The organism is Mesorhizobium sp. AR02 (assembly GCF_024746835.1).
Taxonomy (GTDB): domain Bacteria; phylum Pseudomonadota; class Alphaproteobacteria; order Rhizobiales; family Rhizobiaceae; genus Mesorhizobium.
The window spans coordinates 5,679,083-5,704,853 of record NZ_CP080531.1; the positions used below are offsets into that span (position 1 = coordinate 5,679,083).

Here is a 25,771-nt window from a genome sequence, read left to right on the forward strand (position 1 = left end):
GTCTTCCCCGTCTTGGCGGGTTCAGGGAAGGACGCCCATAATGAGGGCGCCGATGAAAGCAAACGCAGCACAAATCATCAATGCGTTGATTGGCCTCGTAAGTCCCATGACATAGCCTCCTCTTAAAGAGCTATGCCTAAGAGTCTAGGTCCATTTGTGCCACAGGCAAGCGGAAAATGTGCTGCATTGCGACGTGATTGTGAAATTTGCGACCCCGGTTCTGTCGTTAGCCGTTGAAACTCTTCGGCAAAAACCCGCTTCAGGCCTGTGAATAAATTGTGGCGGGGACGTGTCGATGCTGTGTCATGGCAGCGCTACCACCGCGAAAGTCGACTTCGACTTTCGCGCCAATGCGGGGATTCAGTTAAGGCGCGCTACCGTCTTGCAAACAAGCGCCCGTCGATGGTGACGAGGCCCAGCGCGATCAGCACCACGCCGCCGATCTCGAACAGTTCCAGCCGCTCGCCGAGGAACAGAAAGCCGAGCAGCATGGCGCTGGCCGGGACGATGAGCGTCACCAGCGAGGCGTTGGTGACGCCGGCCGAGGCGACGAGGTTGAAATAGAGGATATAGGCGAAGGCGGTGGACAGCAGCGCCAGCGCCAGCACCGCCGCCCAGACCGGGGGCGAGGCCGAAAACAGGCCGGCGGGGCCGTGCGCCAGCAGCACGACCGGTATCATGATGATGGTCGAAGCGGTCAACTGTCCGGTAGCGAGAACCGGCGAGGGCACACCCTTGAAGCGGCGGGCGATCATCAGCGCGACACCATAGGACAAAGACGCGCCGATCAGCGCGAATTTCGCCCAGACCGGGCCGCCGAGCCCGGCAAGCAGGCCGGGACCGATCATGACAGCGGTGCCGGCGACACCGAGCCCGATGCCGGCGAGCTTGTTCCAGGACAGTTTTTCATCCGATGTCAGCGCATTGGCGAGGATCAGCGTCCAGAACGGTGTCGTCGCGTTGAGCACCGAGGCGACGCCGGCGCCAAGCTCAGTCTGGCCAGCGAAGATCAGCGAGAAGGGGACGACATTGTTGGTGAAGGCCAGCAGGAAGAACAGGCCGGCATGCGGAAAGGCAAGGCGGAAGGATGGGCCACGAATGGCCAGATACAGCTGCAGCGCGATTGCCGCGATGGCGACGCGAAACAGCACCAGCACCAGCGGATGAAGCTCCGCCACCGCGATGCGGGCGAAGAAGAACGAGCCACCCCAGATCGCGCCAAGCAGCAGGAGCTGTCCCCAGTCCTTGAGCACCATCGGCCCGCGTGGCGCAGATGTCTCGGCTATTGCCATGTTGATCGCCCTCCCAGACGGCCTGAATGCCAGCCAGTCAGGTGAAAGGCATATCGGGTTTGCCAACAAGGGCCACCCGAAACCTGATCGATGGCAAACACTGTTGCCAAAGAGCTAGCGCCGTTGCGTCAGGCACACGAGACACAGAATTGTTTTCATTAGCCGCTAGCTTGGATTAATTGTGCGCAGCCGAGGTCGAGGATTCGTCAATGCAGCGATTCGAGAATGCCCGCGAGGCGGCCCTGGCGCTTCGGCCCGACGATCCGGTCTATTGCTTCCGCCCGCAAGTGCTGAAGGCCGACGCCAGGCAGTTCATGGGCATGTTCCCCGGCAAGACCGCCTATGCGGTCAAGACCAATGGCGAACCGATCGTGCTGAAGGCGCTGGTCGAGGCCGGCGTCACCGCCTTCGACGTCGCTTCGCCCGGCGAATTCGCCGCCGTGCGCGCCGTCTCGCCCAATGCCGAGATGCTCTACATGCACCCGGTCAAGGCGCAGTCGGACATCAAGCTGGCGCTGGAGAAATACGGCATCCGCGGCATTTCGCTCGACCATGAGGATGAGATCACCAAGCTGACGCGGGTGGTGCGGGCACTCGACATCGACCCGGGCTCGATCAGCGTGTTCGTGCGCATCCAGACGAAAGGGTCGGCGGCCTACGAACTGTCGAAGAAGTTCGGCGCGGGGCCGGCCTATGCGGTGGAGCTGGCGGAGCGGCTGAACCGCACCGGCTACAAGGTGGGCCTGTGTTTCCATGTCGGCAGCCAGATCGAGGATCCCGATACCTATGAGCGGGCGCTGGCTTCGGCCGACTGGGTGCGCAACCGGCTGACCTTCGATATTGCCGGGCTCGATGTCGGCGGCGGCTTTCCGGCCGAATACGGCCATGATCCCAACCGAAAGCAGGTCGAGATGCCGTCGCTCGGCCAGATCATGTCGCGGCTGTCCGGCGACCTGAAAGAGTACCAGTTCGACCAGATACCCTTGGTGGCGGAGCCGGGCAGGGTGATCGTGGCGCGCTGCTTGTCGCTGATCGTGCGGGTGCTGTTGCGCAAGGGCAAGCGGCTCTACATCAATGACGGCATCTGGGCGTCACTGTCGGATTCATGGACCGGCAAGATCACACTGCCGGCCCGCTTCATTCCCGATCCGGCGATCCGAACCCGCAATGGCGATGAAAAGAACATCGTGCCGTTCAAGGTCTGTGGCGCGACCTGCGATTCCGTCGACATCCTGTCCAGGCCATTCTGGCTGCCGGAAACCGTCGACACCGGCGACTGGATCGAGATCGGCCATATCGGCGCCTATTCGCTGTCGCTGAGGACCCGCTTCAACGGCTTTTATCCCGACACTTTCGTCGAGGTGACGACGCCCTTCGACGAGGGCGACGCGCCGCAGGGGTTTGCGAGCTTGGAGACGATGGCGGATTAGGGAATAGTCAGTAGTCAGTAGTCAGTAGTCAGTAGGGAAATTTCTATATTCCACTACTCACTACTCACTACTCACTACTCACTCTCTTCACAATTTCCCCAACAGTTCCGGCGTCGGCCAGCCATCCACCGGCAATCCCAGCCGCATCTGTTCCTTGCGGATCGCTTCGCGGGTGTTGGTGCCCAGAATGCCGTCGACCGTGCCGACGTCGTAGCCTCGGGCCTCGAGCTTGGTCTGCAGCGCCTTCATCTGCTCGTTGTTGAGGCCTTGCTCAGGATTGCGCGGGTCAAGCGGCGGCGCGCCGGCGAGGCGCGCGGCGAGATTGGCCGCGGTCAGCGCGTAGGTGAAGGACTGGTTCCATTCGAGATAGACATCGAAATTGTCGTAGGTGAGGAAGGCTGGACCCTTGCGGCCCATGGGCAAAGCGAGGCCGGCCTTGAGACCCTTGTCGACCAGCGGCGAGCCGTCGGGGTTGGTGACGCCCCATTGCGCCCACTGGGTCAGCGGCAATTTGTTGGTGCGCCCGGTCTGGTCCCAGGGCATCTCGTCGGGGACGCGCACTTCCTGAATCCAGGGCTCGTCGCGCTTCCAGCCGCGCGACAGCACCTTGTTGGCCGTGGTCATGATCACGTCCGGCACGCTTTTGCGCAGGTCGATCTTGCCGTCGCCGTCGCCGTCGACGCCGTGCGTCAGATAATCGGAAGGCAGGATCTGCGTCTGGCCGATCTCGCCGGCCCAGGCGCCCTCGACGTCGGCAGGCAGCACGCCGCGATCGATCAGCTCCAGAAGCGGCACAAGCTGCTGGCGGAACAGCTGCGGACGCCGGCAATCATGCGAAAGCGTCACCAGCGCGCTCAGCGTGTGGAAATCGCCCTGCACGGCGCCGAAATCGGTCTCCAGCGCCCAGAAGGCGGTGATGACCGGCGCCTGGACGCCGAACTGCTGATCGGCGCGGGCGAAGATATCGGCGTATTTCTTCATGTTCGCCGCACCTTGCTTCAGCCGGTAGGCCGAGATCATGCGGTTGGAAAATTCGACGAAGGTCTGGGTGAAGACGCCCTGGGCACGGTCGCGCGCCAGCGCCCTCTCGTCAAAGTTGGCATCTTCCAGCGCGTCGAGACCGACGGCGCCGACGCCGGCCGCCTTGGCCTCCGCCGCGACACCCTGTTTCCAGGTTTCGAAGTCGCCGCCGCATTCCTGCGCCATCGCCGGCAAGGCCGTGGCGCACAGGAATAGCGCCGCGAGGGCTTGGGAACGCAGTCGCATCAGCTTCCTTTCGAAACGAAGAGGGCATTGTCGTGCTTGGCTGGAGGCCCAACGCCCTGAATTACCGGCGGTTGCACTTTTTTACCGCTGGCTGTGTCGAAAAGCAGGCGGCAGGCCCGGTGTCAACGGTTCTTCTGCCGCAGCGCCTCGTTGAAGGCAGTTCTGCTGGGGCGATTTGATCCAGGCGGTGCTGCCGTTGAACCCGGCGTCAGCGCGTGTTCTGCCGCAGCCACTTGTTCCAGGCGGCTTCGCTGCCGTTGAAGACGTTGATGTCTGATTTGCCGGTCATGCCGGGAACGATGCCGGTTCCGGTGTACTGCCAGAAGGTGAAGGGGTGGCTGCCGTACTTTTCGCGCGGGTGGCCGGCGACGGAGCGCAGCCAGTAGGGATAGCCGCGGAAGGTCGCCAGCTCATTGTCGTCGAAGAAGTCGACCGAGGTGTAGATGATCGGCTTCTTGCCGTAATGCCGCTCGACGATCTCGAGGAAGGTGGTCATCTCCGCGCGCACGGTGGCGGCGTCGGGACGCAGCCTGCAGGTCGGCGATTTCGGATTCCATTCCATGTCGAGCACCGGCGGCATCGCCGAGCGGTCGACGGGAACATTCCGGATGAACCAGTGCGCCTGCTGGGCGGCGGGGGTGCAGAAATAGAAGAAATGATAGGCCGCGCGCGGAACACCGGCGGCTTTCGTGCGCGCCCAATGCTCGTTGAAATACTCGTCGAAGCGGTCGCCGCCTTCGGTCGCCTTGATGAAGGCGAAGGAAATGCCGCTCGCCTTGGCTGTCGGCCAGTCGACCGAAGTCTGGTACTTAGAGACGTCGGTGCCGTGGACGGCATAGTTCCACGGCGCGCCGCTGTCCCATTCATGCGGCTTGGAATCGGCGAAGCGCGGCGCGCGCACAGCGACCGTCGGGCTGCTGGACGCGGATGGCGACAGCGAGAGATCGTCCACGGTCGAGCAGGCGCCAAGCAGCGTCAGCATGAAAAGGGCCGCAAGACGGCGCATCACAACTTCCAAGCCGGAATCAGCCGGTCGCTGATGGGTCTGTGAACTGATGGCCGACGACTGGTCGAACCCCCTCCAGGCGATCGCCCCACAGCATCGCCTGATTATCTGTGATCGCCGATCATGGTTGATAATCCGTTGATGGCGCTCGACAAGAGTCCTGATTTTGCGGAAGCAATGGCGGCAATTCGATGACATAAGGGTCGGGCGAGAGCCCGGAGGAAGCAGATGCGGATCGTCGTCAAGATCGTCAGATGGCTGCTTGGCCTGATCGTGCTGGCGGTCGTGGCGCTTTTTGCCTGGCTTTACATCGCGCCGCCCGAATTGATCCGCGTCGGTTCAGGCTATTCGGCCAAGATCGTCTGCTCCAACGTCTTCATTGCCGGGCGCGACCCCAACGAGGTGCTTGCCGTCGACGTGCAGGCGCCCGGACACCCGCTGTTGCGGCTGATGCGGGTCTCGGTCGACAAGAACCGAGGCACCGTCTCCGCCGGTCTGCTTGGCTTCCTCGGCAGGAGCGAGGCGGTTTCCCGTGACGGGCTGGGCTGCGCCTCGATTCCCGACGGCGATGTCGGCAAAGCGCGGCGCACGACGGTCCATGCTGAACCCGCTGCAACCAGCCAGGACACGCTGTGGCCCGTGGGCGAGCGGGTCGAGGCGTCGCAGGATCCGGTGATTGCCAAGCTGCTCGACGATGCGGCGCTGACCGGCGCCGGCATGCGCGCGGTGGTCGTGGTGAAGAACGGCCGCGTCGTCGCCGAACGCTATGGCGACGGCTTCTCGGCCAGGACGCCGCTGCTCGGCTGGTCGATGACCAAGACGGTGAACGCCGCCATCATCGGCACGCTGGTCAAGGACGGCAAGATGGCCGTCGACAACAAGGGCCTGTTCGCACCGTGGAAGGCCGACGGCCGCGCCGCCATCAGCCTTGCCGACATGATGGCGATGTCGAGCGGGCTGGAGTTCAACGAGGATTATGGCGACGTCGCTGATGTCACGCGCATGCTCTATCTCGAACCCGACATGGCGGGCTTTGCCGAATCAAAGCCGCTGGCTGGCGAGGTCGGCAAGGTGTTTTCCTATTCGAGCGGCACGGCGGTGATGCTGTCGCGGCTGTGGCAGGATGCGATCGGCGACAAGGCCAAGGCGCTGACATGGCCGCGCAGCGCGCTGTTCGAGCCGCTCGGCATGCACAGCGCGGTGCTTGAAACCGACGAACAGGGCACGTTCGTCGGCTCGTCCTATCTCTACGCCACGGCGCATGACTGGGCCCGCTTCGGCCAATTCCTGCTGCAAGGCGGGGTGTGGAACGGCAATCAGGTGTTGCCGGCCGGCTTCGTCGACTGGATGCGCGAGCCGGCGCCTGCCTCGAAAATCTACGGCAAGGGCCAGTTGTGGATCGAAGCGCCGGGCGATGAGGAAAAGCCGGGCGCCGGCGTCGCCGCCGGCTTGCCGAAGGACACTTACTGGATGGAAGGGCATGACGGGCAGACGGTCACCATCATTCCGTCGGAGCAATTGGTGATCGTGCGGCTGGGGCTGACGCCGGCCAAATTAGGCTATCGCCCACAGACAATGGTGGGTGCGCTGGTGAAGGCGCTGCATTAGCTCCCTTTACCCTCCCCTTGATGGGGAGGGTCGGCGCGCAGCGCCGGGGTGGGCTGCCTAGCGCTTCACCCCACCCGCGCCTTCGGCGCGACCTCCCCCATCGAGGGCAGGGCTATCGCATATGAGTAAAGAGGTCATAGAAGAAGTCTTTGCTCCAGTTTGCCCTGCGCATCTTGCTGGCGATTGGCTTGTCGAGTGGATGGGCAGCCAAGATGTTTTGAGCGAGCCTTCGGATGACAGCCAGGTTTTGTGGAGCGTTATCCTTTCGGGTGCGAGCGTCGTCTTCGCGGAAGACGACATCAAGGCTCCAGTGCAACTGGTTCTCGATCGTCCAGTGGGCGCGAACCGTCTCAGCCAGATGCTTGGGCGTCAGCACCTTGGAAAGCGCGACGTATCGGACCGAGGCAGCCGTCTTGCCGTCGGTGGTGCGCAGAGCCTCGATACGGCCGATGGCCTTGAGGCCGGGGAACACGGGCAGGTCCTTGAGTTTGGCAAGCGGCAGCACGCTGGCTCGTCGCACTTCCGTGCGACCATGAGCCGTATCGCGCGTTTCGAAACTGGCGATCTCGCCCGCCACGGCGAAGCTTTTCTCAGCTGCGGCAAACAGACGGCCCCGGTTGGCCTTCAGCCCAAGGGCATAATGCGCCTTCTGCGCAATCAGCGCCTCGGCCGTGTCGGGGCGGCAATGCAGGGCGTCGGCGGTGACCGTGCAGCCCTTGAGGTCCAAGCTCTTCAGCAACGCCAGCGTCGCCCCAACCTCGTCGGAGGCCAGCGCCCGCGTTGCTGCAATCGCCAGCCTGGTCTCGGCATCCCAGGCATTGACCATCAGCGGTGGCATGAAGGCACGGCCCTTCTCATAACCGCGCCTGAGCGCCTTGCCGTCGATGGCCACCACGCCACGCGGCGAGCCAAGTCCAAGCTCACGCCGCAATGCCACCATGAAGGCGCTCAGTGCATCCGACAGCGCCTGCGGATCAAGAAGCCGAAACACCCGGCTGAAGGTGTCGTGGCTCGGACACCCATGCTTCAGCTCGACGATCGCTTTCAGTTCGTCTTCCCGGCCCTCCACGAATTCAGCAATGTCCACACAGCTTTTGGCCCCACACAGCGTCGCTGCAAGTGCCACAAACAGAAGTTCAGCAAGATTATGCCGCGCGTTGATGTCGCGCGGATCGCGAACTTCTTGCAGGATCGACAAAACCAGCCGCACTCGGACCTCCTCTGCAACGAGAAAGCCTCTCAAGAATCCCTCTTGTCCTGCTTGGCAAGAGCCAATCAACTTATCTGCGATTCCCCTGCCATCGAGGGGGAGGTGAGGTTGCGCGGCCCGATCACCGCCAGCCAGGCATAGCCGCGATAAAGCGTGCGGAAACGGAAGGTTGCGCCGGTTCGCCGAGATTCCGATTCCAGAACTTCGCACAGCGATTCACGCGGCGTGACGTGGAATTTTCTGAGCCAGCCGCGCAGTAATGTCCGGAACCAGTTGGGCAAGCCTTCCTGCTGGCCGAAATCGACGATGTGCAGGGAACCATTGGGGGCGAGCGCGGCCAACGCCGCCGACACCGTCTTTTCCCAACCGGGGATCATCGACAGCGAATAGGAGACGAAGACGCGGTCGAAGCGCTCGATGCCGTAAAGGGAGCTCGCGTCGAAATCGGTGGCGTCACCTCGTGCCAGCGTGACGCGGCTGGACAGGCCTTCGCGGTCGATCGCCTTGCCGGCCGTCTCCAGCATTTCGGCCGAGATATCGAGGCCGAAGAAGCGGGCATCGGAATAGCGGCGGGCGGCCAGAATGATGTTGCGGCCGGTGCCGCAGCCGAGTTCCAGCACGGTGCCGCCGGCCGGTACCTCCAGCCCATGGATGAGCCGGTCGCGGCCGAGAAGGTAGTATTTGCGGGTCAGGTCATAGATGTGGCGCTGCCAGCGGTAGACGCCGTCCATCAGTTCGGCATGGCTGGCCGGCAGTTCCGTCGTGCTCATGTCGCGCGCTTCACATAGAGGTGGAAGCCGCCATAGATGGCGGAGCGGTCGCGGGCCGAGAATTCGCGCGACGCTTCGTCCTGATAGTCCCATTGGTCGAGCAGCGAGGTCGAGACACGGCCCGGCAGCAGGCTGGGCTCGGCGGCGGTGCGGAAGATGACGCGGGCGCCGGCCGAAGCGGTGCGGCTGATTTCCGACCACAGCGCATTGAGCTGGTCATCGGTCATCCAGTCCTGGGCATCGAGCAGGATGAAACGGTCGACGGTGCCGGCATCCTTGCCGGCCAGGAATTCGATCAGATTGGCATGGTGGATGGCGACGCGGTCGATATTGCCGCGGATGGTGTCATAGTTCTGCTTTTCCAGATAGGCGGGCAGGGCGGCTTCGCCCGGCTCGGGGTAGCGGCGAGCAAAAGCCTGCCAGGCGAAATAATTGTTCTGCAAGGGAAAATCGCAGGCGAGCTTTTCCAGGCGGGCCTTCAGCACGCTGGCCATGGTGCCGTCGCCGGAGGTGATCAGCGAATCATACTGTGCCGGCGGAATGCCGAGGCCGAACAGGGAGGCCTTGCGCGACGTCGCCCATTTCAGAAGCGGTTTGTCGAAGACCGGCGCCAGTTCCTCGTTGAAGAAGCGGCGCTGTTCGCCGATATTCCTGGCTTCCATCATGCGGGCCGGGTTGACGCCGAAGAACTTCGCCGTGCGGTGGCCCATGGCGATGAACAGACCGAGCAGGCCGGTCTGGTAGAAATTGCGGTCGAAAACACCGATGCGCCGGCGGCCGCGCCAGTTGCGGTGCTCCCAGTAATGGCGGCTGACCGGATCGAGATGGGGCGCGATGAAACGGTCGTAGGCTTCCGAATTGTGACTGGTGTCGGCGGCGCCGAAGAAGCGGAACAGGTCGCCCTGCGAGGGCAGGCGGCGCACCGCCTCCAGCTTCATGCGGTTCAGCGCGATGTGCGCGGCGTTGAGGTCGACGGCGTCGACCCTTGCCGGCGAGCGGGTGAGGTAGGCCAGGATGTTGCAGCCGCCCGAGGCGATGGTGACGACGCGGTGGCCTTGGCCAAGCTGCATCGCCTCCATGTCGACATCGGGGTCTTCCCAGATCTGCGGATAGACCAGGCCGGAAAACAGGAAGGCGAACAGCCGCTCGGAGATGCCGGCTTTCGAAAGCGCGCGGTTCTGGTAGACGGCTTTTCCAACTTCCTTGCCGCGGCGAAAAACCAGATCTGCGGAAACGTCCGTCATGACAAAGTGATTCCCCATTTGCTTTGTCGCAAGCGGGTAGCGCAGGGTCATGACAGCCCGGTGACAGCCTGTTGACGCGTTCTTTACAGCTTGCCAAACCCGCCCGGCGTCGGCGTCGTCAGGATGACGGCTTCACCTGCATCGAGCACGGTCTGGTCGCAGGCCTTCAGCACGTCGATCGAGCCGTCCTTGCGACGAATTTTGGTCGAGCCGACCTCGCCGTCGCCGCCACCGTCCAGCCCTTGCGGCGGGCGGTTGCGGTGCGAGGACAGGATCGCGCACTCCATCTTTTCAAGGAAGCGGATGGTGCGTTTGGTGCCGTCGCCGGCATTCCATTTGCCCTTGCCGCCGGATCCCTGGCGGATGTGGAAATCCTCGAGCACCACGGGAAAGCGCAATTCCAGCACTTCCGGATCGGTGAGGCGCGAATTGGTCATGTGGGTGTGCACGCCCGAGGTGCCGGCAAAGCCGCGGCCGGAGTTCATCTGGCCGGCCGGCGAACCCGAGCAGATCGTCTCGTAGTATTGGTACTGCTTGTTGCCGAAGGTCAGGTTGTTCATCGTGCCCTGCGCATTGGCCATGGCGCCCATGGCGCCGAACAGCGCATTGGTGACATGCTGCGAGGTCTCGACATTGCCGGCGACGACGGCGGCGGGGTAGGCGGGCTTCAGCATGCAGCCATCGGGAATGACGATGTTGATCGGCCTGAGGCACCCGGCATTCATCGGGATCATGTCCTCGACCATGACGCGGAAGGCGTAGAGCACCGCCGCGCGGGCAACGGGCTCCGGCGCATTGAAATTGTTCTTCATGACAGGCGAGGTGCCGGTGAAGTCGACCGTCGCCTCACGCTTTTGCCGGTCGACCGATATCTTCACCTTGATGACCTGGCCGGTATCGGTGGGATATTCATAGGCCGATGTGTCCGGCAGCCGCTCGATCACCCGCCGCACGCTTTCGGCAGCATTGTCCTGGACATGGCCCATATAGGCCTCGACGACATCGAGGCCGAAATGCGCGACCATCTTGCGCAGTTCGGCGACGCCTTTTTCGTTGGCGGCGATCTGCGCCTTGAGGTCCGCGATGTTCTGGTGCGGGTTGCGGGCCGGATATCGGTGGTCGGTGAGCAGCGTATGCAGCTCTTTTTCGCGGAATTTTCCGCGGTCGACGATGCGGAAATTGTCGAACAGCACGCCTTCTTCGTCGACCGTGGTGGCGAGCGGCGTCATCGAGCCGGGGGCAGTGCCGCCAATATCGGCGTGATGGCCGCGCGAGGCCGCCCAGAACAGGATGTTCTTTTGGGCATCGTCGAAGACGGGCGTCACCACGGTGATGTCAGGCAGATGCGTGCCGCCATTGTAGGGGGCGTTCAAGGCAAAGACGTCGCCGGGGTGGATGTCGCCGGAGTTCAGCCGGATGATGGTTTCGACCGAGCGGTCCATCGAGCCGAGGTGCACCGGCATGTGCGGCGCATTGGCGACCAGCGCCCCGGTGTGGTCGAAGACGGCGCAGGAAAAATCCAGCCTTTCCTTGATGTTGACGGAGTAGGCGGTGTTCTGCAGCGTCACGCCCATCTGCTCGGCGATCGACATGAAGAGATTGTTGAAGACTTCCAGCATGACCGGATCGGCTGATGTGCCGAGGGCAGCGGCGCGCGCCTTCCTTGCCGTGCGGCGGATCACGACGTGATCGAGGTTGGTGATTTCAGCCTGCCAGCCGGGTTCGATGACAATGGTCTGGTTGGGCTCGATGATGAGGGCAGGGCCGGCGACCAGATTGGATGGGCGCAGGTTTTCGCGACGGTGGATGCCGGCATCATGCCACCGGCCTTCGGTGTAGATGCGCCGCGTTCCAGAAGCGCCAGCTTCAACCCTCGCAGGTCCGGCGGGCGCATAGGCTTCAGCGCTGCTTTCGCCGATTTCGCTGCCCTCGACGCCGACCGTCTCGACGATCATCGGTTTGTCGTCATAGACGAAGCCGAATTGCGCCTTGTGGGCGATTTCGAAATCGCGCTTTGCCTGGAAAATCGAGTCACTTTCGAAATTCACCGGCAGTGTCGTGTCGGTGCCGTCATAGCGAATATGCAGCACGGGCTTGGTAGCAACCGCGTCCTCGGCAATGCCTTGCGCGGCGAGTTCGGCAATGACGGCTTTTCTTAAGATGGCGATGAGGTTGCCGATCTCGGTTCTGGATTCTTCGGCAAGCGGCTTGAGCAGCGCTTGTTGGCGTGAGGCAAAGACCGAGGCAAGGCCGATGCCATAGGCCGAAAGCAGGCCGGAGAAGGGGTGGATCAGCACTGCCTCCATGCCGAGCGCGTCGGCGACCAGGCAGGCGTGTTGGCCGCCGGCGCCGCCGAAGCAGTTGAGCAGATATTCGGTGACATCATAGCCGCGCTGCACGGAAATCTTCTTGATGGCATTGGCCATGTTCTCGACAGCGATGGTGACAAAACCTTCGGCGACGGCCTCGGGCGTTCGGCCATCGCCGATTTCGGCGGCCAGCGCGCTGAATTTCTTGCGCACGGTGCCGACATCGAGCGGTTCGTTCCGGCCGGGGCCGAAAATGGCCGGGAAGAAATCGGGCTGCAATTTGCCCAGCATGACGTTGGCGTCGGTGACGGCCAGCGGCCCGCCACGCCGGTAGGCGGCGGGGCCGGGATTGGCGCCAGCGGAGTCCGGTCCGGCGCGAAAACGGCCGGCCTCGTAATGCAGGATCGAACCGCCGCCGGCGGCGACGGTGTGGATGCGCATCATCGGGGCGCGGACGCGCACGCCGGCGACTTCCGTGTCGAAGGCGCGCTCATACTCGCCATCATAGTGGGCGACGTCGGTGGAGGTGCCGCCCATGTCGAAGCCGATGACCTTGTCGAAGCCGGCGAGCTTGGCCGTCTCGACCATGCCGACGACGCCGCCGGCGGGACCCGACAGCAGCGCGTCCTTGCCCTGGAACATGTCGGCGGCGGTGAGGCCGCCAGAGGACATCATGAACATGAGGCGAGGGGTTTGGTCGCTCTCGCGCGCCGCACCCAGTTCTCCCGCCAACCTCTGCACATAGCGCGACAGGATGGGCGAGAGATAGGCGTCGACCACGGCGGTGTCGCCGCGGCCGACCAGCTTGATCAGCGGCGAAACCTCATGGCTGACCGAAACCTGGGCGAAACCGATCTTGCGGCAGACTTTGGCCACCGCCTTCTCGTGATCGGGGTATTTCCAGGCATGCATGAAGACGATGGCGACGGCATCGATGCCATCGGCCTTGGCCTGCTCGATCGCCGGCCGGCAAGCGGCGATGTCGAGCAGCCGTTCGACACAGCCATCCGCGAGCACGCGCTCGTTGATTTCGATGACGCGCTCATAGAGCTGCTCGGGAAGGATGATCTCCTTGGCGAAAATGTCGGGCCGCGCCTGGTAGGCGATCCTGAGCGCATCGCGAAATCCCTTGGTGATGAGCAGGAGCACGCGGTCGCCCTTGCGTTCCAGCAGCGCGTTGGTGGCGACCGTCGTGCCCATCTTGATGTCGCCGATCAGGCCGGACGGAACCGCGGTGCCCGATTCGAGGCCGAGCAGGTCGCGGATGCCCTGAATGGCGGCATCGGCATAGGCTTCGGGATTCTCCGAAAGCAGCTTGCGTGGATGCAAACCGCCTTGCGGATCACGGCCGATGACGTCCGTGAAGGTGCCGCCGCGATCGATCCAGAAATCCCACTTCGCGGTCATACGGCATGCTCCGGCATTCTTATCGAGCAATCTGTTAGTTCGCAATGGCTTGGCCTGCAACGACCATGCGCATGATGTTACATGCGGATACGCAACGTTACGAAACCGATAGCCATCCAATGCATTTTCTCTTCAACCGCTCACGTCAACGTGAGCGTGTGTTGAAGGAGAGATACTATGAAGAAGCTCATTCTTGCTTCCGTTTCCGCCCTGGCCTTGCTTGGCGTGGCCGCCTGCAGCAACAGCGGCACGGACAAAACCACCACCGAGAGTACCAATCCGCCAGCCGCCGAACAGCCGATGAAGCCTGCGGCCCCGGCGGATAAATCGACCAAGCCTGCCGAGCCGGCTCCGGCAACGCCCGCTCCTGCGCCCGCGCAGTAGTCTGTAAGCAGTAAGCGTGTCTTGTTTGGAAAGGCCGGCGTGAAGCCTGCCTTTCCGCATATCAGCGACAGCAGGCCTGACAAGGCGGCTTGTCGTCACATCCCAAACACGGGCCGTTATTGGCTTGATAGCGGGGACCGGTTGGCTCTATGAAGCGGGCCATGTCGATTTGGGACCGCCTCGGCGAGTTTATCACACGGGTATCATCTTCAGCGACGTCGGGCGTTGCCGACGTTGTCGAGGCCGTGCGCACAGTGTTCTCCGGCGATGCGGACCTGCGCCGCCGCGTCGCCTTTTCGGTGGCGATGATCGCGCTCTCGGCCAAGATGGCCAAGGCCGACGGTATCGTCACCCAGGATGAGGTGCGCGCCTTCCAGGAAATATTCGAAGTGCCGCCGAAAGAGACGCGCAACGTGGCGCGGCTGTTCGATCTCGCCCAGCGCGATGTGGCCGGGTTCGAGACCTATGCCGAGCGCATGGCGCAGCTGTGCGGCTCCGGCCATTCGAACTGCGTGATGCTGGAAGACATACTCGATGGCTTGTTCCACATCGCCAAGGCCGATGGGCTGGTGCATGAACGCGAAGGCATCTTCCTGCACCGTATCGCCGAGATCTTCCGCATCGACGAGGCGCATTACGAATCGATCCTGGCCCGGCACGTCAATCTGGGCGCCGGCGACCCCTATGTCGTGCTCGGCATCGAGCGCGGCAAGCCGTTCGACGAGGTCAAGAAGCGGTATCGCAAACTGGTGTCCGACAACCATCCGGACCGGCTGATCGCGCGCGGCCTGCCGCAGGAATTCATCAAGATCGCGACGACCAGGGTCGCGGCGATCAACGCCGCCTATGAGATGATCGAGCGGGGCCTGCGGCACGTATGAGCGGCTTCCTGCCCGACGAGCCGAGCGCCGAGGTCAGGGTATCGCCGAATTTCGGGCCAAGGCGTGACACGCTGAAGCCCGACATGATCGTGCTGCACTATACCGGCATGTTGACGGGGGCAGGCGCGGAGGCATGGCTCTGCGATCCGGCGAGCGAAGTCTCGTCGCACTACCTCGTCCATGAGAATGGCCAAATCGTGCAAATGGTCAGGGAAAGCGACCGCGCATGGCACGCCGGCAAGAGTTCCTGGTTCGGGCGCACCGACATCAATTCCTGCTCGGTCGGCATCGAGATCGTCAATCCGGGACATTCGCTGGGCTACCCGGGGTTCCCCCGTCGCCAGATCGATGCGGTGATCGGCCTGTGCAAGGGGATTGCCGCGCGGCATGCGGTCCCCGCCAGGCGCGTGCTGGCGCATTCCGATGTGGCGCCTGGTCGCAAGATCGATCCGGGCGAGAAGTTCCCGTGGGCATCGCTGTTCGAGGCCGGCGTCGGCCATCTCGTGCCGGCCGCTCCCATCAGGCGCGGAGCCGCGCTGAAGCCGGGTGACAGCGGTGCCGATGTCGAGGCGTTGCAGTCGATGCTGGCGCTCTATGGCTATGGTGTCGAGATATCAGGCATTTTCGACCGGCAGACTGAGATCGTCGTCGAGGCCTTCCAACGGCATTTCCGGCCCCGCCTTGTCGACGGGCTGGCCGACGGCTCGACGATGCGCACGCTGCAGAAATTGCTTGCTTCCATGGGCCGCTGACCCAGGGTCAAGGCGCTGCTCAAGTAATCTTTCTCCTCTGTCAGGTTACAAACTGTCACTCAAAGTGACTTGCCCCGCCTTCATTGGCGCCAATTCGGGCTTCAAAGGGCAATTCGTACAGTTTGTCGGACGTCTAGCCCCCCGGATGTTCCGATATTAATCGAGCAGCGCCGCGCGAAAATCTTCGCGTGGTCCAGACAGAACAGGATCACATGCAGAAATTGACCGTTGTAACGGCAGCTCTTGCTGCCGGCGTAATGACTTTTGCCTTCAACGCGGCCGACGCCGCGCCGTCAAGCCCACGGGCCGATCAGGGGCTCGTCGCAGTGACCGCCAAGGGCAAGGCCATTTCGGCCAAAAGCAGCAGGAGTGTGAAGGCAACGGCGAAGCAGGTTTCCGCGAAGGTGGAAAAGGCCAGCTGGACCAAGGCGAAGAAATCCACCGCCAAGACGAAGCGTGGCCGCAAAACCATCGACATGACGACAACGGCATCGATCGGCCTCAGGAATGTCGCGGCGTCGACGGCAGCGGTGGCCAGCAGCGGCCAGTATTCCGCGATCGTCGCCCGCTATGCGGCAAGCTATGGCGTTCCGGTGTCGCTGGCCCATGCCGTCATCACGATCGAGAGCAATTACCGGCCGAACATGGTCGGCAGCGCCGGCGAGATCGGCCTGATGCAGATCAAGCCGGCGACGGCGCGGATGATGGGGTACAACGGCTCGGCCAAGGGGCTGTTCGATCCCGACACCAACATCAAATACGGCATGAAGTATCTCGCTTTGGCGCAAAACCTTGGCGGTGGCACCACCTGTGGCACGATCCTGAAATACAATGCCGGCCATGCCGCGACGCGGATGAACCCGATCTCGGCTGCCTATTGCAGCAAGGTCAAGGTGCAGATGGCGGCGCTTTGATTGCAAGTTGCGAGAGCCGGCGGACAAGCCGGCTTTTTCATTTGCGTTTTCCCGGCTGAACCCCTTTATACGCCTTGCCAGCTGGCTGGGCGGCCGCACTCGCAAACGCCGAAAGGCCGCGAGTGAGGAAAGTCCGGGCTCCATGGAGACACGGTGCCGGTTAATGGCCGGCGGGGGCGACCCCAGGGAAAGTGCCACAGAAAGCAAACCGCCACGACTTTGTCGGGGTAAGGGTGAAAGGGTGGGGTAAGAGCCCACCGCGCGACTGGCAACAGGAGCGGCACGGTAAACCCCACCGGGAGCAAAACCGAATAGGGGCGGTGCGAGGGGAAACCCTCGAGGGCTGTTTCCGGCTCACCGTCCGGGTAGGTTGCGTGAGGCGCATGGCAACATGCGCCCAAGATGAATGGCCGCCACGTTCTCGTCCCGCAAGGGGCGAGGGCCATACAGAACCCGGCTTACAGGCCAGCTGGCAGTTTCTCCCTGAAGAAATCCTTTGAGATCAACAGGTTGCGCCCTCGGGCGCGCCTGTCGATTCAAGCTTCTTCGGCTATTCGCAAGCAAGTCGGTAATCGGCCAACGCTTGAACCTGGTGCGATTAAATCGTACCATTGCTCTGCGAATGGCATCGGGAGCCTATCATGGGACAGGTCGACAAACGCAGCATCACGCTGTCGCCGGAATTGGCGCAAGCGGTGGACGATGTGGTCGCGGCAGGGGAGTACGCCTCGGCGAGCGAGGTGATCCGCGATGCGCTGCGGCAATGGAAGGATCGCCGCGATCTCTTCGGTCATACCATCGAGGAGTTGCGTAGGCTGGTGCAGGAAGGCATCGACAGTGGGCCGGCGCTGGAGGGACCGCCTATCCTCGAACGAGCGCGCGCCAAATATCTCAAGATGGCTGAGGCAAAAGGCCTTGAGGAGTGAAATACCGGCTGCTTCCCCAAGCGGCGGTCGATCTCGAGGGGATCGGTGACTACATCGCCAGCCATAATCCCAATGCTGCGGTCCGTTTCGTGGACGCCTTGGAACGACGATGGAACTTACTCACCCTCCATCCCTTCTCAGGCGCGCCACGCGACGATATCGCGCCCGGCATCCGTCATCTGGTCGTCGGCGACTATCTCACCCTGTATCGCGTCGCTGGCGACGCGATCGAAATTCTTCGCGTGCTGCACGGGCATCGCAACATCGAAGCGGAGGATGTCGGCTCGTGACCGGTTCGGTCAGCTGTTGATCCTGTCCAGCGAGGTCTCGATCGCCTTCCAGAGTTCTTCCACCGGTTCACAACCAACCGAGAGGCGCACGAAGCCTGGCGGCACCGCATCGCCTCGCTTCGAACGTCGCTCGGCCGAAGTGTGGACGCCGCCGAAGGAGGTCGCGGCCTCTATCAGTTGGCAATTGTTGATGAAATCCTCGGCCTTGTCCTCCGAGGCGAGTTCGAAGGAGATGAGGAAGCCGAAGCGCTCCATCTGGGCGCGGGCAAGGTTGTGCGATGGGTCGCCATTGAGACCGGGAAAACGCAGGCCACGCACCGCGCGATGTTCCTTCAGCCGTTGCGCGATCGTTTCGGCAGATGAGCACATGCGGTCGAAGCGCACCTCCAGTGTTTCGAGGCCGCGATGCACCAGCCAGGCCTCGAACGGCCCGGGAATGCCACCGACCATTGCGCGCCAGTCAGTCACCTCAGTGATAATGTCGGTGTTGCGGCTGGCGACGTGACCGAACAGCACGTCCGAATGGCCGTTGACCGCCTTGGTGTCGGCGGAGACGACGATATCGGCGCCGAAGTCGAGCGGACGCTGGCCGAATGGTGTCATCGTCGTATTGTCGACGACAAGGATCCCGCCCTGTTCGTGGACAGCCTTGGCGATCGCGGAGATATCGCAGATGTCCAGCCGCGGATTGGACGGGGTTTCCACGAAGACCAACGAATAGCCTTCGAAGCCGCCGTCAAGGAAGGTCGGCGTCGGCCTGGTGTCGCAGGTGATGCCGAATGGCTTCAGGAAGCGTTCGGCCATCGCACGCGTGGCATGATAACCGTCCGCAGGCAGGAGCACGCGATCGCCCGATTTCAGGAGCGCGAAAAACACCGCGGAAATTGCACCCATTCCAGAGGGAAAGCTCACGCATTGCGCATCTTCCAAATGGCCGAGCACATGTTCCACGGCGCGCCAGGTCGGATTGTCGTAGCGGCCATATTGATCGATCCCGGTCTCGACGCCCGGCGTGTGAAAGATCGACGCCATGGTCAGCGGCAAGGGGATCGGGTCGCCATTGGCGAAATCGCGGCTGCGCAAATGGGAAAGTTCGGCGGCGCGTGACTTTGCCGTCTCGGACATGAGCTCGATCCTTGTTTTTGGGCGGAAGACGTCGCTCGACGCTATGCGCGCGGGTGATCGGCGGCAAGCCAGGTCTTTTGGGCCAGGGGGCTCTAAACGGTTCGTTAGGCTTAATGGATCATAAAGACGAGACGTGCCGTAACGGCTGCTCGGATTGGTCGCGATGCGCGTGTTTGTGAAGCCCATTCCCGTTGACGCCCATAGTACCCCATGATATCCCATCAAGACATCAAAGCCTTCGTTCCGCGTCAGGGTAGAGCGTACGCCAATCGGGCAGCCGCGGCGGCTGCGCGTTTGCCGGTTTTTGCCCGTGTGGGCGAGGCTGATACGGGGCAGGGAACGCGCTGCGGCGGCGCGTGCGATACAATGAAAAGGGGTGCGGCGGCGCAAGCGGCTGTAACACGTGATGGACCGGTTTCTGTCGAACACGGTGAGCAGGATCGATGCGAAGGGGCGGGTGTCCGTTCCGGCGCATTTCCGCGCTGTCGTGCAGAAGCGCGGCTATTCGGAACTTTATGCGCTACGTTGCCTGGATCTGCCGGCGATGGATGTCGGCGGGCTCGACCTGCTCGACCGCTACGAGCAGCGCATCGCGCAGGAAGATCCGTTCCTGCAGACGGCGGACGATATGTCGTTCTTCTGCCATGGGGACGGAGCGTTCCTGAAACTCGATCAGGATGGCCGCATCACCATGACCGATTTCATCCGCGAGCATACCGGCATCTCGGCGGAGGTGGCCTTTGTCGGGCGCGGCAATTTCTTTCAGATCTGGGAGCCGGGACGGCTTGCTGCCTATGGGGCGCAGGCGCGGGCCAGGCTTTTGCAGCTTCGGCAGGGGACGAAGCCTGGGGAGCGACCGGAATGACGGTGGGCCACGGCGATGACATCCACGCCGTTGGCGGATCGGTCCGCCACATTCCGGTCCTCCTTAGCGAAGTGCTTGAGGCATTGGCGCCGGCGGAGGGCGACATCATCATCGACGGCACGTTCGGCGCCGGCGGCTACACCAGGGCCATCCTGGCGGCCGGGGCTTCCGTTGTGGCTATCGACCGCGATCCCGACGCCATTGCGGCCGGACGCGATCTCGAGACGCAATCGGGTGGCAGGCTAAAACTGGTGCAGGCGCCATTCTCGACGCTCGACGAGCATGTCGAAAGCGCCGACGGAGTCGTGCTCGACATTGGCGTGTCCTCCATGCAGCTCGACCAGGCCGAGCGCGGGTTTTCGTTCCGCAATGACGGGCCGCTCGACATGCGCATGGCACAGGCGGGCCTGAGTGCGGCCGATGTCGTCAACAGCTTCAAGCCTGGTGACCTTGCCCGTATCTTCGGCTTCCTCGGCGAGGAGCGTCACGCCGGGCGCATCGCCCGCATGATCGAGGCGCGCCGCGAAAAGCGGCCGTTCGAGCGCACGCTGGAGCTCGCTGACGCCATCGAGACGCATGTCGGCCGCGCACCGAAGGACAAGATCCATCCGGCCACCCGCGTCTTCCAGGCGCTGCGCATCTACGTCAATGATGAGCTCGGTGAACTGGCCAAGGCGCTGTTTGCGGCCGAACGCGCGCTGAAGCCGGGCGGGCGGCTCGTGGTGGTGACGTTCCATTCGCTGGAAGACCGCATCGTCAAGCGTTTCATCGCCGACCGCGCCGACGTCGCCACCGGCTCACGTCACCTGCCTGAGGCGCATGCGCGCACCGCGACCTTCCGCAAGGCGGGTGGCGGCGTGACGGCGGGCGATGCCGAGGTCGCGGCCAATCCGCGCGCCCGCTCTGCCAGGCTGCGCGCGGCGATCCGCACCGATGCGCCTGCGCGCGGCGGCGATTTTTCGATTTTCGGCCTTCCAAAGCTTCCCGGCATCAACCTGCCGGGGGAGAGGTAAGCACGTGTTCCGTACCAGCGACATTGTCCTGATCGCCGTCATGGTTTCGGCGGCGGCTCTGACCTACAAGACCAAGCGCGAGGCCGAGGACCAGCTGGCGGCGGTGCAGAAGATCCATAACCAGATACGCTATGAGGAGGAGACGATCGACCTGCTCAAGGCCGACTGGAGCCTGCTCACCCAGCCGTCGCGACTGCAGAAGCTCGCCGAACTCTACAAGGCGCAGCTCGCACTCGAGCCGGTCAGTGCGCGCCAGATCGTCGGCTTGAGCGACCTGCCGGCCAAGGCCCTCGACATTCAGGACATACTGAACGGACGCCAGGGCGGCATGGCCGACAATTCCGACAAGGCGCCTTCTGGCGACAAGGATCCCGTCGTGACCGGAGGCATCGCCCAATGATCGGCAAACTGCTGAAGCGCCGCGCCAGGACGGCTGAAGACGGTTCTATCGTCGTGGAAGGTGCCCGCAAGGCGACCGGCGGCAAGGGCAAGGCGCGCATCGTGATGACGATGGCGGTGTTCTTCGGCATCTTCTCGACCATTTCAGGGCGGCTGGTCTATCTCGGCTTCCAGACGCCTGATCTATCGGGCGGCCCGCAGAGCCGGATCACCGCCTCGCGGCCCGATATTGTCGACCGCAATGGCGAAGTGCTGGCGACCGACATCAAGACGGCGTCGCTGTTTGCCGAGCCGCGCCGCATCGTCGATGCCGACGAGGCGATCGAGAAGCTGTCGACCGTGCTGCCCGAGATCGATTACGAGCAGACCTACCACAAGCTCAAGAGCGGCGCCGGCTTCGTCTGGCTGCAGCGGCAGCTGACGCCCAAGCAGCAGGCCGACATCATGCAGCTCGGCATTCCCGGCTTCGGCTTTCGCACCGAGAAGCGCCGTTTCTATCCGAGCGGAGAAACCTCATCCTACATTGTCGGCCTGACCAACATCGACAACCAGGGCATCTCCGGCATGGAGAAATACATCGATGAGCAGGGCCTGAGCGACCTGCAGGCGTCGGGCCTGGCGGTGGCCAAGGATCTCAAGCCGGTGAAGCTTTCGATCGATCTGCGCATCCAGCATGTGGTGCGCGATGAGATCGCCGCCGGCCTGGAGCGCTATCGCGCCCTGGGCGCCGGCGCCGTCGTGCTCAATGTCAAGACCGGCGAAGTGGTGGCCATGGCCTCGGTGCCGGATTTCGATCCGAACAATCCTTACAATGCGCAGGAAAAGGATCGGCTGAACCGGATGTCGGCGGGCCTCTATGAGATGGGCTCGACCTTCAAGAGCTTCACCTCCGCCATGGCGCTCGATTCCGGCAAGGCGACGATGAATAGCCGTTTCGACGCTTCGCATCCAATCCGGGTCGGCCATCAGGCCATTCACGATTTCCACGGCAAGAACCGTGTGCTGTCGCTGCCGGAGGTGTTCCTCTATTCGTCCAACATCGGGTCGGCCAGGGAGGCCGAACTGGTTGGCATCGAGGGGCACCGGGAATTCCTGCATCGCCTTGGCATCCTGGAAAGGATGCAGACCGAACTGCCTGAAGTCGCCCGCCCAACCGAACCCAAGGTCTGGAAACAGGTCAATTCGTTCACCATCGCCTTCGGCCATGGTGTGTCGACGACACCGCTGCAGGCGGCTGTCGGCTGTGCGGCGCTGATGAATGGCGGCTTCCTGATGAACCCGACCTTCCTGGTGCGTACGCAAGAGGAAGCGATGGCTACCGCCAAGAAGGTTGTGAGCGAAAAGACGGTCGAGGGCATGCGCTACCTCTATTCGCTCAACGCCGAGAAGGGCTCAGCCAGAAACGCCAGAGTCCCCGGCTACCGCGTTGGCGGCAAGACCGGAACGGCCGAAAAAGTCATCAACGGCCGCTACTCCAAGGACTTGAATTTCAACACCTTCGTCGCCGCCTTCCCGATGGACGATCCGCAATACCTGGTGTTTACGATTGCCGACGCTCCGCACCCGGAAAAGCCCGGGATGACAGACGTCGCCGCTAACAATGCGGGGGTCATGGCCGGCAATATCATCCGGCGTTCGGCGGCCATGCTTGGCGTGAAGCCAGATTTCAGCCATGAAAATGGTGCAACGCTGGTTTCCTATCAGTGATTCTTGGGGCGCGCCGGCAACTGCGCGCTATTTTGTTGCGGTGAACGGAACTCGATGAAGCTAAGAGATCTAGCCGGTGTCCTGCCAGTCGAAGGAACAGCTTCCGCCGATCTGGAGGTTACCGGGATTTCGTCCGATTCCCGCCAGGTAAAACCGGGCGTCGTCTTTTTTGCGCTCGCCGGCACCAAGGCGGACGGTGCGGCTTACGCTGCCGACGCGGCCAGGCGTGGCGCGCTGGCGATCGTGACGAGCAAGGGCAGTTCCGTCGCCGGACTGCCGGTTCCGGTACTGGCGGTCGACGATCCGCGTCTGGCGCTGGCGCTGAGTGCTTTCCGCTATTTCGGCAAGCAGCCTGGGATCATGGTCGCGGTGACCGGCACCAGCGGCAAGACCTCGGTCGCCGCCTTCACCAGGCAGATCTGGGAGCAGGCGGGCTATGCCGCAGCTTCCATCGGCACCACCGGCGTGGTGGCGCCCGGCCGCAACGACTATGGCTCGCTGACGACGCCCGATCCGGTCGCCTTGCACCAGTTGCTGAAGGAATTGGCTGATGCCGGCGTCACCCACGCTTCAATGGAAGCGTCCAGTCATGGGCTCGACCAGCGCCGGCTTGACGGCGTCAAGCTCGCCGCCGGCGGCTTCACCAATCTTGGCCGCGACCATATGGATTATCATCCGACGGTCGAGGATTATCACCGCGCCAAACTGCGCCTGTTCGACACGCTGCTGCCGAAAGGCGCGCCGGCCGTCGTCTTCGCCGACGATCCGTGGTCGGCGCCAACGATCCAGGCGGCGAAGGCCGCCGGGCTCGAGGTGCTGACGGTTGGCCGTCATGGCGATTTCCTCACGCTGAAGCGGGTCGAGCACGAGCGCCATCGCCAGCGCGCTGAGGTCGAGGCCGAGGGCGTGCTTTACGAAATCGACCTGCCGCTGGCCGGCGATTTCCAGATTTCGAATGCGTTGGTTTCGGCGGGCCTTGCCATTTCCACGGGAACACCCATCGCCAAGGCATTGATGTCCTTGGAGAAACTGAAGGGCGCGCCGGGCCGGCTCGACCTCGTCGGCACCACCGCCAGCGGTGCGCCGGTCTATGTCGACTATGCTCACAAGCCCGATGCGCTGGAGAACGTTCTGGCCTCGGTGAGGCCGTTTACCACCGGCCGCGTGATGGTCGTGTTCGGCTGCGGCGGCGACCGCGATCGGGGAAAAAGACCGATCATGGGCGAGATCGCAACCCGGCTTGCCGATGTCGTCATCGTCACCGACGACAATCCGCGTTCTGAAGTGCCCGAGACCATCCGCGCCGCCATTATGGCCGCCGCACCCGGCGCCATCGAGATCGGCGACCGGCGCACGGCGATCCATGAGGCTGTCGGCATGCTTCATGCCGGCGACACGCTGATCGTGGCCGGCAAGGGCCATGAGGAAGGCCAGACGATCGGCTCCGAGACCCTGCATTTTTCCGATCACGAGGAAGTCCGCGCCGCGTTGCGGGAGCGTGCCGCATGAGTTTGCTGTGGACCTCCGAGGCGTTGGTTGCCGCCATGGATGGGCGCCCGCTCGGTCCCATGCCCGACGGCATATCTGGCATTTCGATCGACAGCCGCAGCCTGCAGCCAGGTGACGCCTTCTTCGCCATCAAGGGCGAGGCGATGGACGGCCATGACTTCGCCACCGCGGCCATCAAGGCCGGTGCCGGGGTGCTGGTGGTGGCGGAAGGCAAGCTGCCGTCGCTTGGCCGGCTGACGGCGCCGATCATCGTCGTCGAGGATGTGCTGGCCGCACTGGAAAAGCTCGGCGTCGCGGCACGTGCCCGTTCGCAGGCCAAGATCATCGCGGTCACCGGTTCGGCCGGCAAGACCACCACCAAGGAAGCGCTGCGCCACGTGCTGTCGGCGGTCGGCAAGGTGCATGCCTCGGCGCAGTCCTTCAACAACCATTGGGGCGTGCCGCTGACGCTGGCGCGCATGTCGGCTGATTGCGACTATGCCGTGTTCGAGATCGGCATGAACCATCCCGACGAGATTCGGCCGCTGGTGAAGATGGTGCGGCCGCATGTCGCCATCGTCACCATGATCGCGGCAGCGCATCTCGGTTTCTTCCGCAATCTGGACGAGATCGCCAAGGCCAAGGCCGAGATTTTCGAAGGGTTGGAGCCCGAAGGCGCTGCCGTCCTCAACCGCGATGATGCGCGCTTCAAGCTTCTCGACAAGATGGCGCATGCCGCCGGTGTCGAGCATGTCTATGGCTTCGGCGAGAATGCCCGCTCGACCTTCAAGCTCACCAAATGCGAATTGCATGCCGACCATTCAGACATTGCCGCCAGGATAGGCGGCCACGACATGATCGCTCGTATCGGTGCGCCCGGCCGGCATATGGTGCAGAACGTGCTGGCGGTGCTGGGCGCGGCGCAACTGGTTGGCGCCGATCTCGACAAGGTGGCACTCGCGCTCGTCGATCTCTCGGCCGAGCGCGGCCGTGGCAAACGCCATGTGCTGCGGCACCCCGGTGGCTCGACTTCGAGCCACCCCGGCGGTCCGATCACGCTGATCGACGAAAGCTACAACGCCAATCCGGCCTCGATGGCCGCCGCCATGGCGCTGCTCAACGCGACGCCGGTGACGGGCGAGGGCCGCCGCATCGCCGTGCTTGGCGATATGCTGGAACTCGGCGAGCATTCGGTGAAGCTGCATGCCGCCCTTGCCGATCTCATCGTCGGCACCGGCACGCAGACCGTCTTTCTCGGCGGCCCCGAAATGCGGGCACTGGCCGAAGCGCTGCCGGACGATATCAAGACGGAATACCGCGCCGGCGTCGAGGAATTGAAGCCGGTGCTGCTTGCCGCGCTGAAGCCGGGCGACGTGGTGATGATCAAATCGTCGAAGGGCATCGGTTTTGCAAAACTGGTCGATGCGCTGCTGGGCAAGTTCCCGGCTCAATCAACAGCCAACAGTCAGTCGTAGGGTCGGGGGA

The 25,771-nt window shown here is 63.2% G+C and carries 22 protein-coding genes and 1 other RNA gene; 15 read left to right on the forward strand and 8 right to left on the reverse strand.

Translation table 11 applies throughout. The annotated features are described in order from the left end of the window. Positions 1-374: 374 nt before the first annotated feature. Positions 375-1,292, reverse strand: coding sequence for a DMT family transporter (locus DBIPINDM_RS31695; RefSeq protein WP_258582895.1), 918 nt, complete (start codon positions 1,290-1,292; stop codon positions 375-377). 209 nt (positions 1,293-1,501) lie between these two features. Between DBIPINDM_RS31695 and DBIPINDM_RS31700 the strand changes: the two genes are divergently transcribed. After that, positions 1,502-2,722 (forward strand): alanine racemase, encoded by a 1,221-nt coding sequence (locus DBIPINDM_RS31700; protein ID WP_258582896.1) that lies wholly within the window; start codon positions 1,502-1,504, stop codon positions 2,720-2,722. Positions 2,723-2,809: 87 nt separating this feature from the next. Here the strand turns inward: DBIPINDM_RS31700 and DBIPINDM_RS31705 are convergent, their stop codons facing one another. Together DBIPINDM_RS31705 and DBIPINDM_RS31710 are read right to left on the reverse strand one after the other, a co-directional pair. Beyond that, on the reverse strand, positions 2,810-3,988 hold the full coding sequence (locus DBIPINDM_RS31705) for a lytic murein transglycosylase (protein WP_258582897.1): 1,179 nt from the start codon (positions 3,986-3,988) through the stop codon (positions 2,810-2,812). Between the two features lie 208 nt (positions 3,989-4,196). Then, the gene (locus DBIPINDM_RS31710; RefSeq protein WP_258582898.1) at positions 4,197-4,994 is read right to left on the reverse strand and encodes a glycoside hydrolase family 25 protein; all 798 of its coding nucleotides are present in this window, start codon (positions 4,992-4,994) and stop codon (positions 4,197-4,199) included. 228 nt (positions 4,995-5,222) lie between these two features. Here DBIPINDM_RS31710 and DBIPINDM_RS31715 point away from each other — a divergent pair, with 228 nt between their 5' ends. Then, positions 5,223-6,602, forward strand: a complete 1,380-nt coding sequence (locus DBIPINDM_RS31715; RefSeq protein ID WP_258582899.1) for a serine hydrolase domain-containing protein — start codon at positions 5,223-5,225, stop codon at positions 6,600-6,602. A 112-nt stretch (positions 6,603-6,714) separates the two neighbouring features. On the opposite strand, the gene DBIPINDM_RS31720 is transcribed toward DBIPINDM_RS31715, so the two are convergent. The 4 genes from DBIPINDM_RS31720 to DBIPINDM_RS31735 all read right to left on the reverse strand — a co-directional run bounded on the left by DBIPINDM_RS31720 (position 6,715) and on the right by DBIPINDM_RS31735 (position 13,542). Further along, positions 6,715-7,812, reverse strand: coding sequence for an ISAs1 family transposase (locus DBIPINDM_RS31720; RefSeq protein WP_258582900.1), 1,098 nt, complete (start codon positions 7,810-7,812; stop codon positions 6,715-6,717). 65 nt (positions 7,813-7,877) lie between these two features. Then, entirely contained in the window at positions 7,878-8,582 is a 705-nt protein-coding gene (locus tag DBIPINDM_RS31725) for a class I SAM-dependent methyltransferase (protein ID WP_258582901.1), read from the reverse strand. Beyond that, positions 8,579-9,877, reverse strand: coding sequence for a DUF3419 family protein (locus DBIPINDM_RS31730; RefSeq protein ID WP_258582902.1), 1,299 nt, complete (start codon positions 9,875-9,877; stop codon positions 8,579-8,581). The genes DBIPINDM_RS31725 and DBIPINDM_RS31730 overlap by 4 nt, the downstream gene beginning before the upstream one ends. A gap of 32 nt (positions 9,878-9,909) precedes the next feature. Continuing rightward, positions 9,910-13,542: a hydantoinase B/oxoprolinase family protein gene (locus tag DBIPINDM_RS31735; RefSeq protein WP_258582903.1), complete on the reverse strand. Its 3,633-nt coding sequence runs from the start codon at positions 13,540-13,542 to the stop codon at positions 9,910-9,912. Positions 13,543-13,719: 177 nt separating this feature from the next. Here DBIPINDM_RS31735 and DBIPINDM_RS31740 point away from each other — a divergent pair, with 177 nt between their 5' ends. The 7 genes from DBIPINDM_RS31740 (at position 13,720) to DBIPINDM_RS31770 (ending at position 17,689) form a co-directional block, all read left to right on the forward strand. Then, positions 13,720-13,926, forward strand: coding sequence for a hypothetical protein (locus DBIPINDM_RS31740; protein WP_258582904.1), 207 nt, complete (start codon positions 13,720-13,722; stop codon positions 13,924-13,926). A 161-nt stretch (positions 13,927-14,087) separates the two neighbouring features. Then, entirely contained in the window at positions 14,088-14,807 is a 720-nt protein-coding gene (locus DBIPINDM_RS31745) for a J domain-containing protein (protein ID WP_258582905.1), read from the forward strand. After that, the gene (locus DBIPINDM_RS31750) at positions 14,804-15,559 is read left to right on the forward strand and encodes an N-acetylmuramoyl-L-alanine amidase (RefSeq protein ID WP_258582906.1); all 756 of its coding nucleotides are present in this window, start codon (positions 14,804-14,806) and stop codon (positions 15,557-15,559) included. The genes DBIPINDM_RS31745 and DBIPINDM_RS31750 overlap by 4 nt, the downstream gene beginning before the upstream one ends. A 212-nt stretch (positions 15,560-15,771) precedes the next feature. After that, entirely contained in the window at positions 15,772-16,473 is a 702-nt protein-coding gene (locus tag DBIPINDM_RS31755) for a lytic transglycosylase domain-containing protein (protein ID WP_258582907.1), read from the forward strand. A gap of 77 nt (positions 16,474-16,550) precedes the next feature. After that, an RNA gene (rnpB, locus tag DBIPINDM_RS31760) (RNase P RNA component class A) lies at positions 16,551-16,950 on the forward strand. A 164-nt stretch (positions 16,951-17,114) separates the two neighbouring features. Next, positions 17,115-17,399 (forward strand): type II toxin-antitoxin system ParD family antitoxin, encoded by a 285-nt coding sequence (locus tag DBIPINDM_RS31765; protein ID WP_258582908.1) that lies wholly within the window; start codon positions 17,115-17,117, stop codon positions 17,397-17,399. Next, a complete protein-coding gene (locus DBIPINDM_RS31770; RefSeq protein ID WP_258582909.1) occupies positions 17,396-17,689 on the forward strand; it encodes a type II toxin-antitoxin system RelE/ParE family toxin in 294 nt (97 codons plus the stop codon). Before DBIPINDM_RS31765 ends, DBIPINDM_RS31770 begins: the two co-directional genes overlap by 4 nt. A 9-nt stretch (positions 17,690-17,698) precedes the next feature. Here the strand turns inward: DBIPINDM_RS31770 and DBIPINDM_RS31775 are convergent, their stop codons facing one another. Then, the gene (locus tag DBIPINDM_RS31775) at positions 17,699-18,814 is read right to left on the reverse strand and encodes a cystathionine gamma-lyase (protein WP_258582910.1); all 1,116 of its coding nucleotides are present in this window, start codon (positions 18,812-18,814) and stop codon (positions 17,699-17,701) included. A 406-nt stretch (positions 18,815-19,220) separates the two neighbouring features. On the opposite strand from DBIPINDM_RS31775, the gene mraZ reads away from it, so the two are divergent. From mraZ to DBIPINDM_RS31805, 6 genes are read left to right on the forward strand one after another with little or no spacing between them, the layout of a single operon-like run. Then, positions 19,221-19,679 (forward strand): division/cell wall cluster transcriptional repressor MraZ, encoded by a 459-nt coding sequence (mraZ, locus tag DBIPINDM_RS31780; protein WP_258589394.1) that lies wholly within the window; start codon positions 19,221-19,223, stop codon positions 19,677-19,679. Beyond that, complete coding sequence (gene rsmH / locus DBIPINDM_RS31785; protein WP_258582911.1) at positions 19,676-20,692, forward strand: 16S rRNA (cytosine(1402)-N(4))-methyltransferase RsmH; 1,017 nt, start codon at positions 19,676-19,678, stop codon at positions 20,690-20,692. Before mraZ ends, rsmH begins: the two co-directional genes overlap by 4 nt. Positions 20,693-20,696: 4 nt before the next feature. After that, complete coding sequence (gene ftsL / locus DBIPINDM_RS31790) at positions 20,697-21,092, forward strand: cell division protein FtsL (RefSeq protein WP_258582912.1); 396 nt, start codon at positions 20,697-20,699, stop codon at positions 21,090-21,092. Next, on the forward strand, positions 21,089-22,798 hold the full coding sequence (locus tag DBIPINDM_RS31795) for a peptidoglycan D,D-transpeptidase FtsI family protein (RefSeq protein ID WP_258582913.1): 1,710 nt from the start codon (positions 21,089-21,091) through the stop codon (positions 22,796-22,798). The genes ftsL and DBIPINDM_RS31795 overlap by 4 nt, the downstream gene beginning before the upstream one ends. Before the next feature lie 54 nt (positions 22,799-22,852). Next, on the forward strand, positions 22,853-24,307 hold the full coding sequence (locus DBIPINDM_RS31800; protein WP_258582914.1) for a UDP-N-acetylmuramoyl-L-alanyl-D-glutamate--2,6-diaminopimelate ligase: 1,455 nt from the start codon (positions 22,853-22,855) through the stop codon (positions 24,305-24,307). After that, positions 24,304-25,761 carry a UDP-N-acetylmuramoylalanyl-D-glutamyl-2,6-diaminopimelate--D-alanyl-D-alanine ligase gene (locus DBIPINDM_RS31805; protein WP_258582915.1) on the forward strand — a complete coding sequence of 486 codons (1,458 nt, stop codon included), beginning with the start codon at positions 24,304-24,306 and terminating at the stop codon, positions 25,759-25,761. Before DBIPINDM_RS31800 ends, DBIPINDM_RS31805 begins: the two co-directional genes overlap by 4 nt. The last annotated feature ends 10 nt before the right edge of the window (positions 25,762-25,771 follow it).

What these genes read in the sequence shown, in the direction of transcription:
- DBIPINDM_RS31795 (WP_258582913.1), top strand. Translation starts at nt 21,089, where the DNA reads ATGATCGGCAAACTGCTGAAGCGCCGCGCCAGGACGGCTGAAGACGGT.
- DBIPINDM_RS31765 (WP_258582908.1), top strand. Translation starts at nt 17,115, where the DNA reads ATGGGACAGGTCGACAAACGCAGCATCACGCTGTCGCCGGAATTGGCG.
- DBIPINDM_RS31715 (WP_258582899.1), top strand. Translation starts at nt 5,223, where the DNA reads ATGCGGATCGTCGTCAAGATCGTCAGATGGCTGCTTGGCCTGATCGTG.
- DBIPINDM_RS31700 (WP_258582896.1), top strand. Translation starts at nt 1,502, where the DNA reads ATGCAGCGATTCGAGAATGCCCGCGAGGCGGCCCTGGCGCTTCGGCCC.
- DBIPINDM_RS31745 (WP_258582905.1), top strand. Translation starts at nt 14,088, where the DNA reads ATGTCGATTTGGGACCGCCTCGGCGAGTTTATCACACGGGTATCATCT.
- DBIPINDM_RS31695 (WP_258582895.1), bottom strand. Translation starts at nt 1,292, where the DNA reads ATGGCAATAGCCGAGACATCTGCGCCACGCGGGCCGATGGTGCTCAAG.
- DBIPINDM_RS31755 (WP_258582907.1), top strand. Translation starts at nt 15,772, where the DNA reads ATGCAGAAATTGACCGTTGTAACGGCAGCTCTTGCTGCCGGCGTAATG.
- DBIPINDM_RS31705 (WP_258582897.1), bottom strand. Translation starts at nt 3,988, where the DNA reads ATGCGACTGCGTTCCCAAGCCCTCGCGGCGCTATTCCTGTGCGCCACG.
- rsmH (WP_258582911.1), top strand. Translation starts at nt 19,676, where the DNA reads ATGACGGTGGGCCACGGCGATGACATCCACGCCGTTGGCGGATCGGTC.
- DBIPINDM_RS31805 (WP_258582915.1), top strand. Translation starts at nt 24,304, where the DNA reads ATGAGTTTGCTGTGGACCTCCGAGGCGTTGGTTGCCGCCATGGATGGG.
- DBIPINDM_RS31725 (WP_258582901.1), bottom strand. Translation starts at nt 8,582, where the DNA reads ATGAGCACGACGGAACTGCCGGCCAGCCATGCCGAACTGATGGACGGC.
- DBIPINDM_RS31750 (WP_258582906.1), top strand. Translation starts at nt 14,804, where the DNA reads ATGAGCGGCTTCCTGCCCGACGAGCCGAGCGCCGAGGTCAGGGTATCG.
- DBIPINDM_RS31775 (WP_258582910.1), bottom strand. Translation starts at nt 18,814, where the DNA reads ATGTCCGAGACGGCAAAGTCACGCGCCGCCGAACTTTCCCATTTGCGC.
- DBIPINDM_RS31740 (WP_258582904.1), top strand. Translation starts at nt 13,720, where the DNA reads ATGAAGAAGCTCATTCTTGCTTCCGTTTCCGCCCTGGCCTTGCTTGGC.
- DBIPINDM_RS31735 (WP_258582903.1), bottom strand. Translation starts at nt 13,542, where the DNA reads ATGACCGCGAAGTGGGATTTCTGGATCGATCGCGGCGGCACCTTCACG.
- DBIPINDM_RS31730 (WP_258582902.1), bottom strand. Translation starts at nt 9,877, where the DNA reads ATGACCCTGCGCTACCCGCTTGCGACAAAGCAAATGGGGAATCACTTT.
- mraZ (WP_258589394.1), top strand. Translation starts at nt 19,221, where the DNA reads ATGGACCGGTTTCTGTCGAACACGGTGAGCAGGATCGATGCGAAGGGG.
- DBIPINDM_RS31710 (WP_258582898.1), bottom strand. Translation starts at nt 4,994, where the DNA reads ATGCGCCGTCTTGCGGCCCTTTTCATGCTGACGCTGCTTGGCGCCTGC.
- DBIPINDM_RS31800 (WP_258582914.1), top strand. Translation starts at nt 22,853, where the DNA reads ATGAAGCTAAGAGATCTAGCCGGTGTCCTGCCAGTCGAAGGAACAGCT.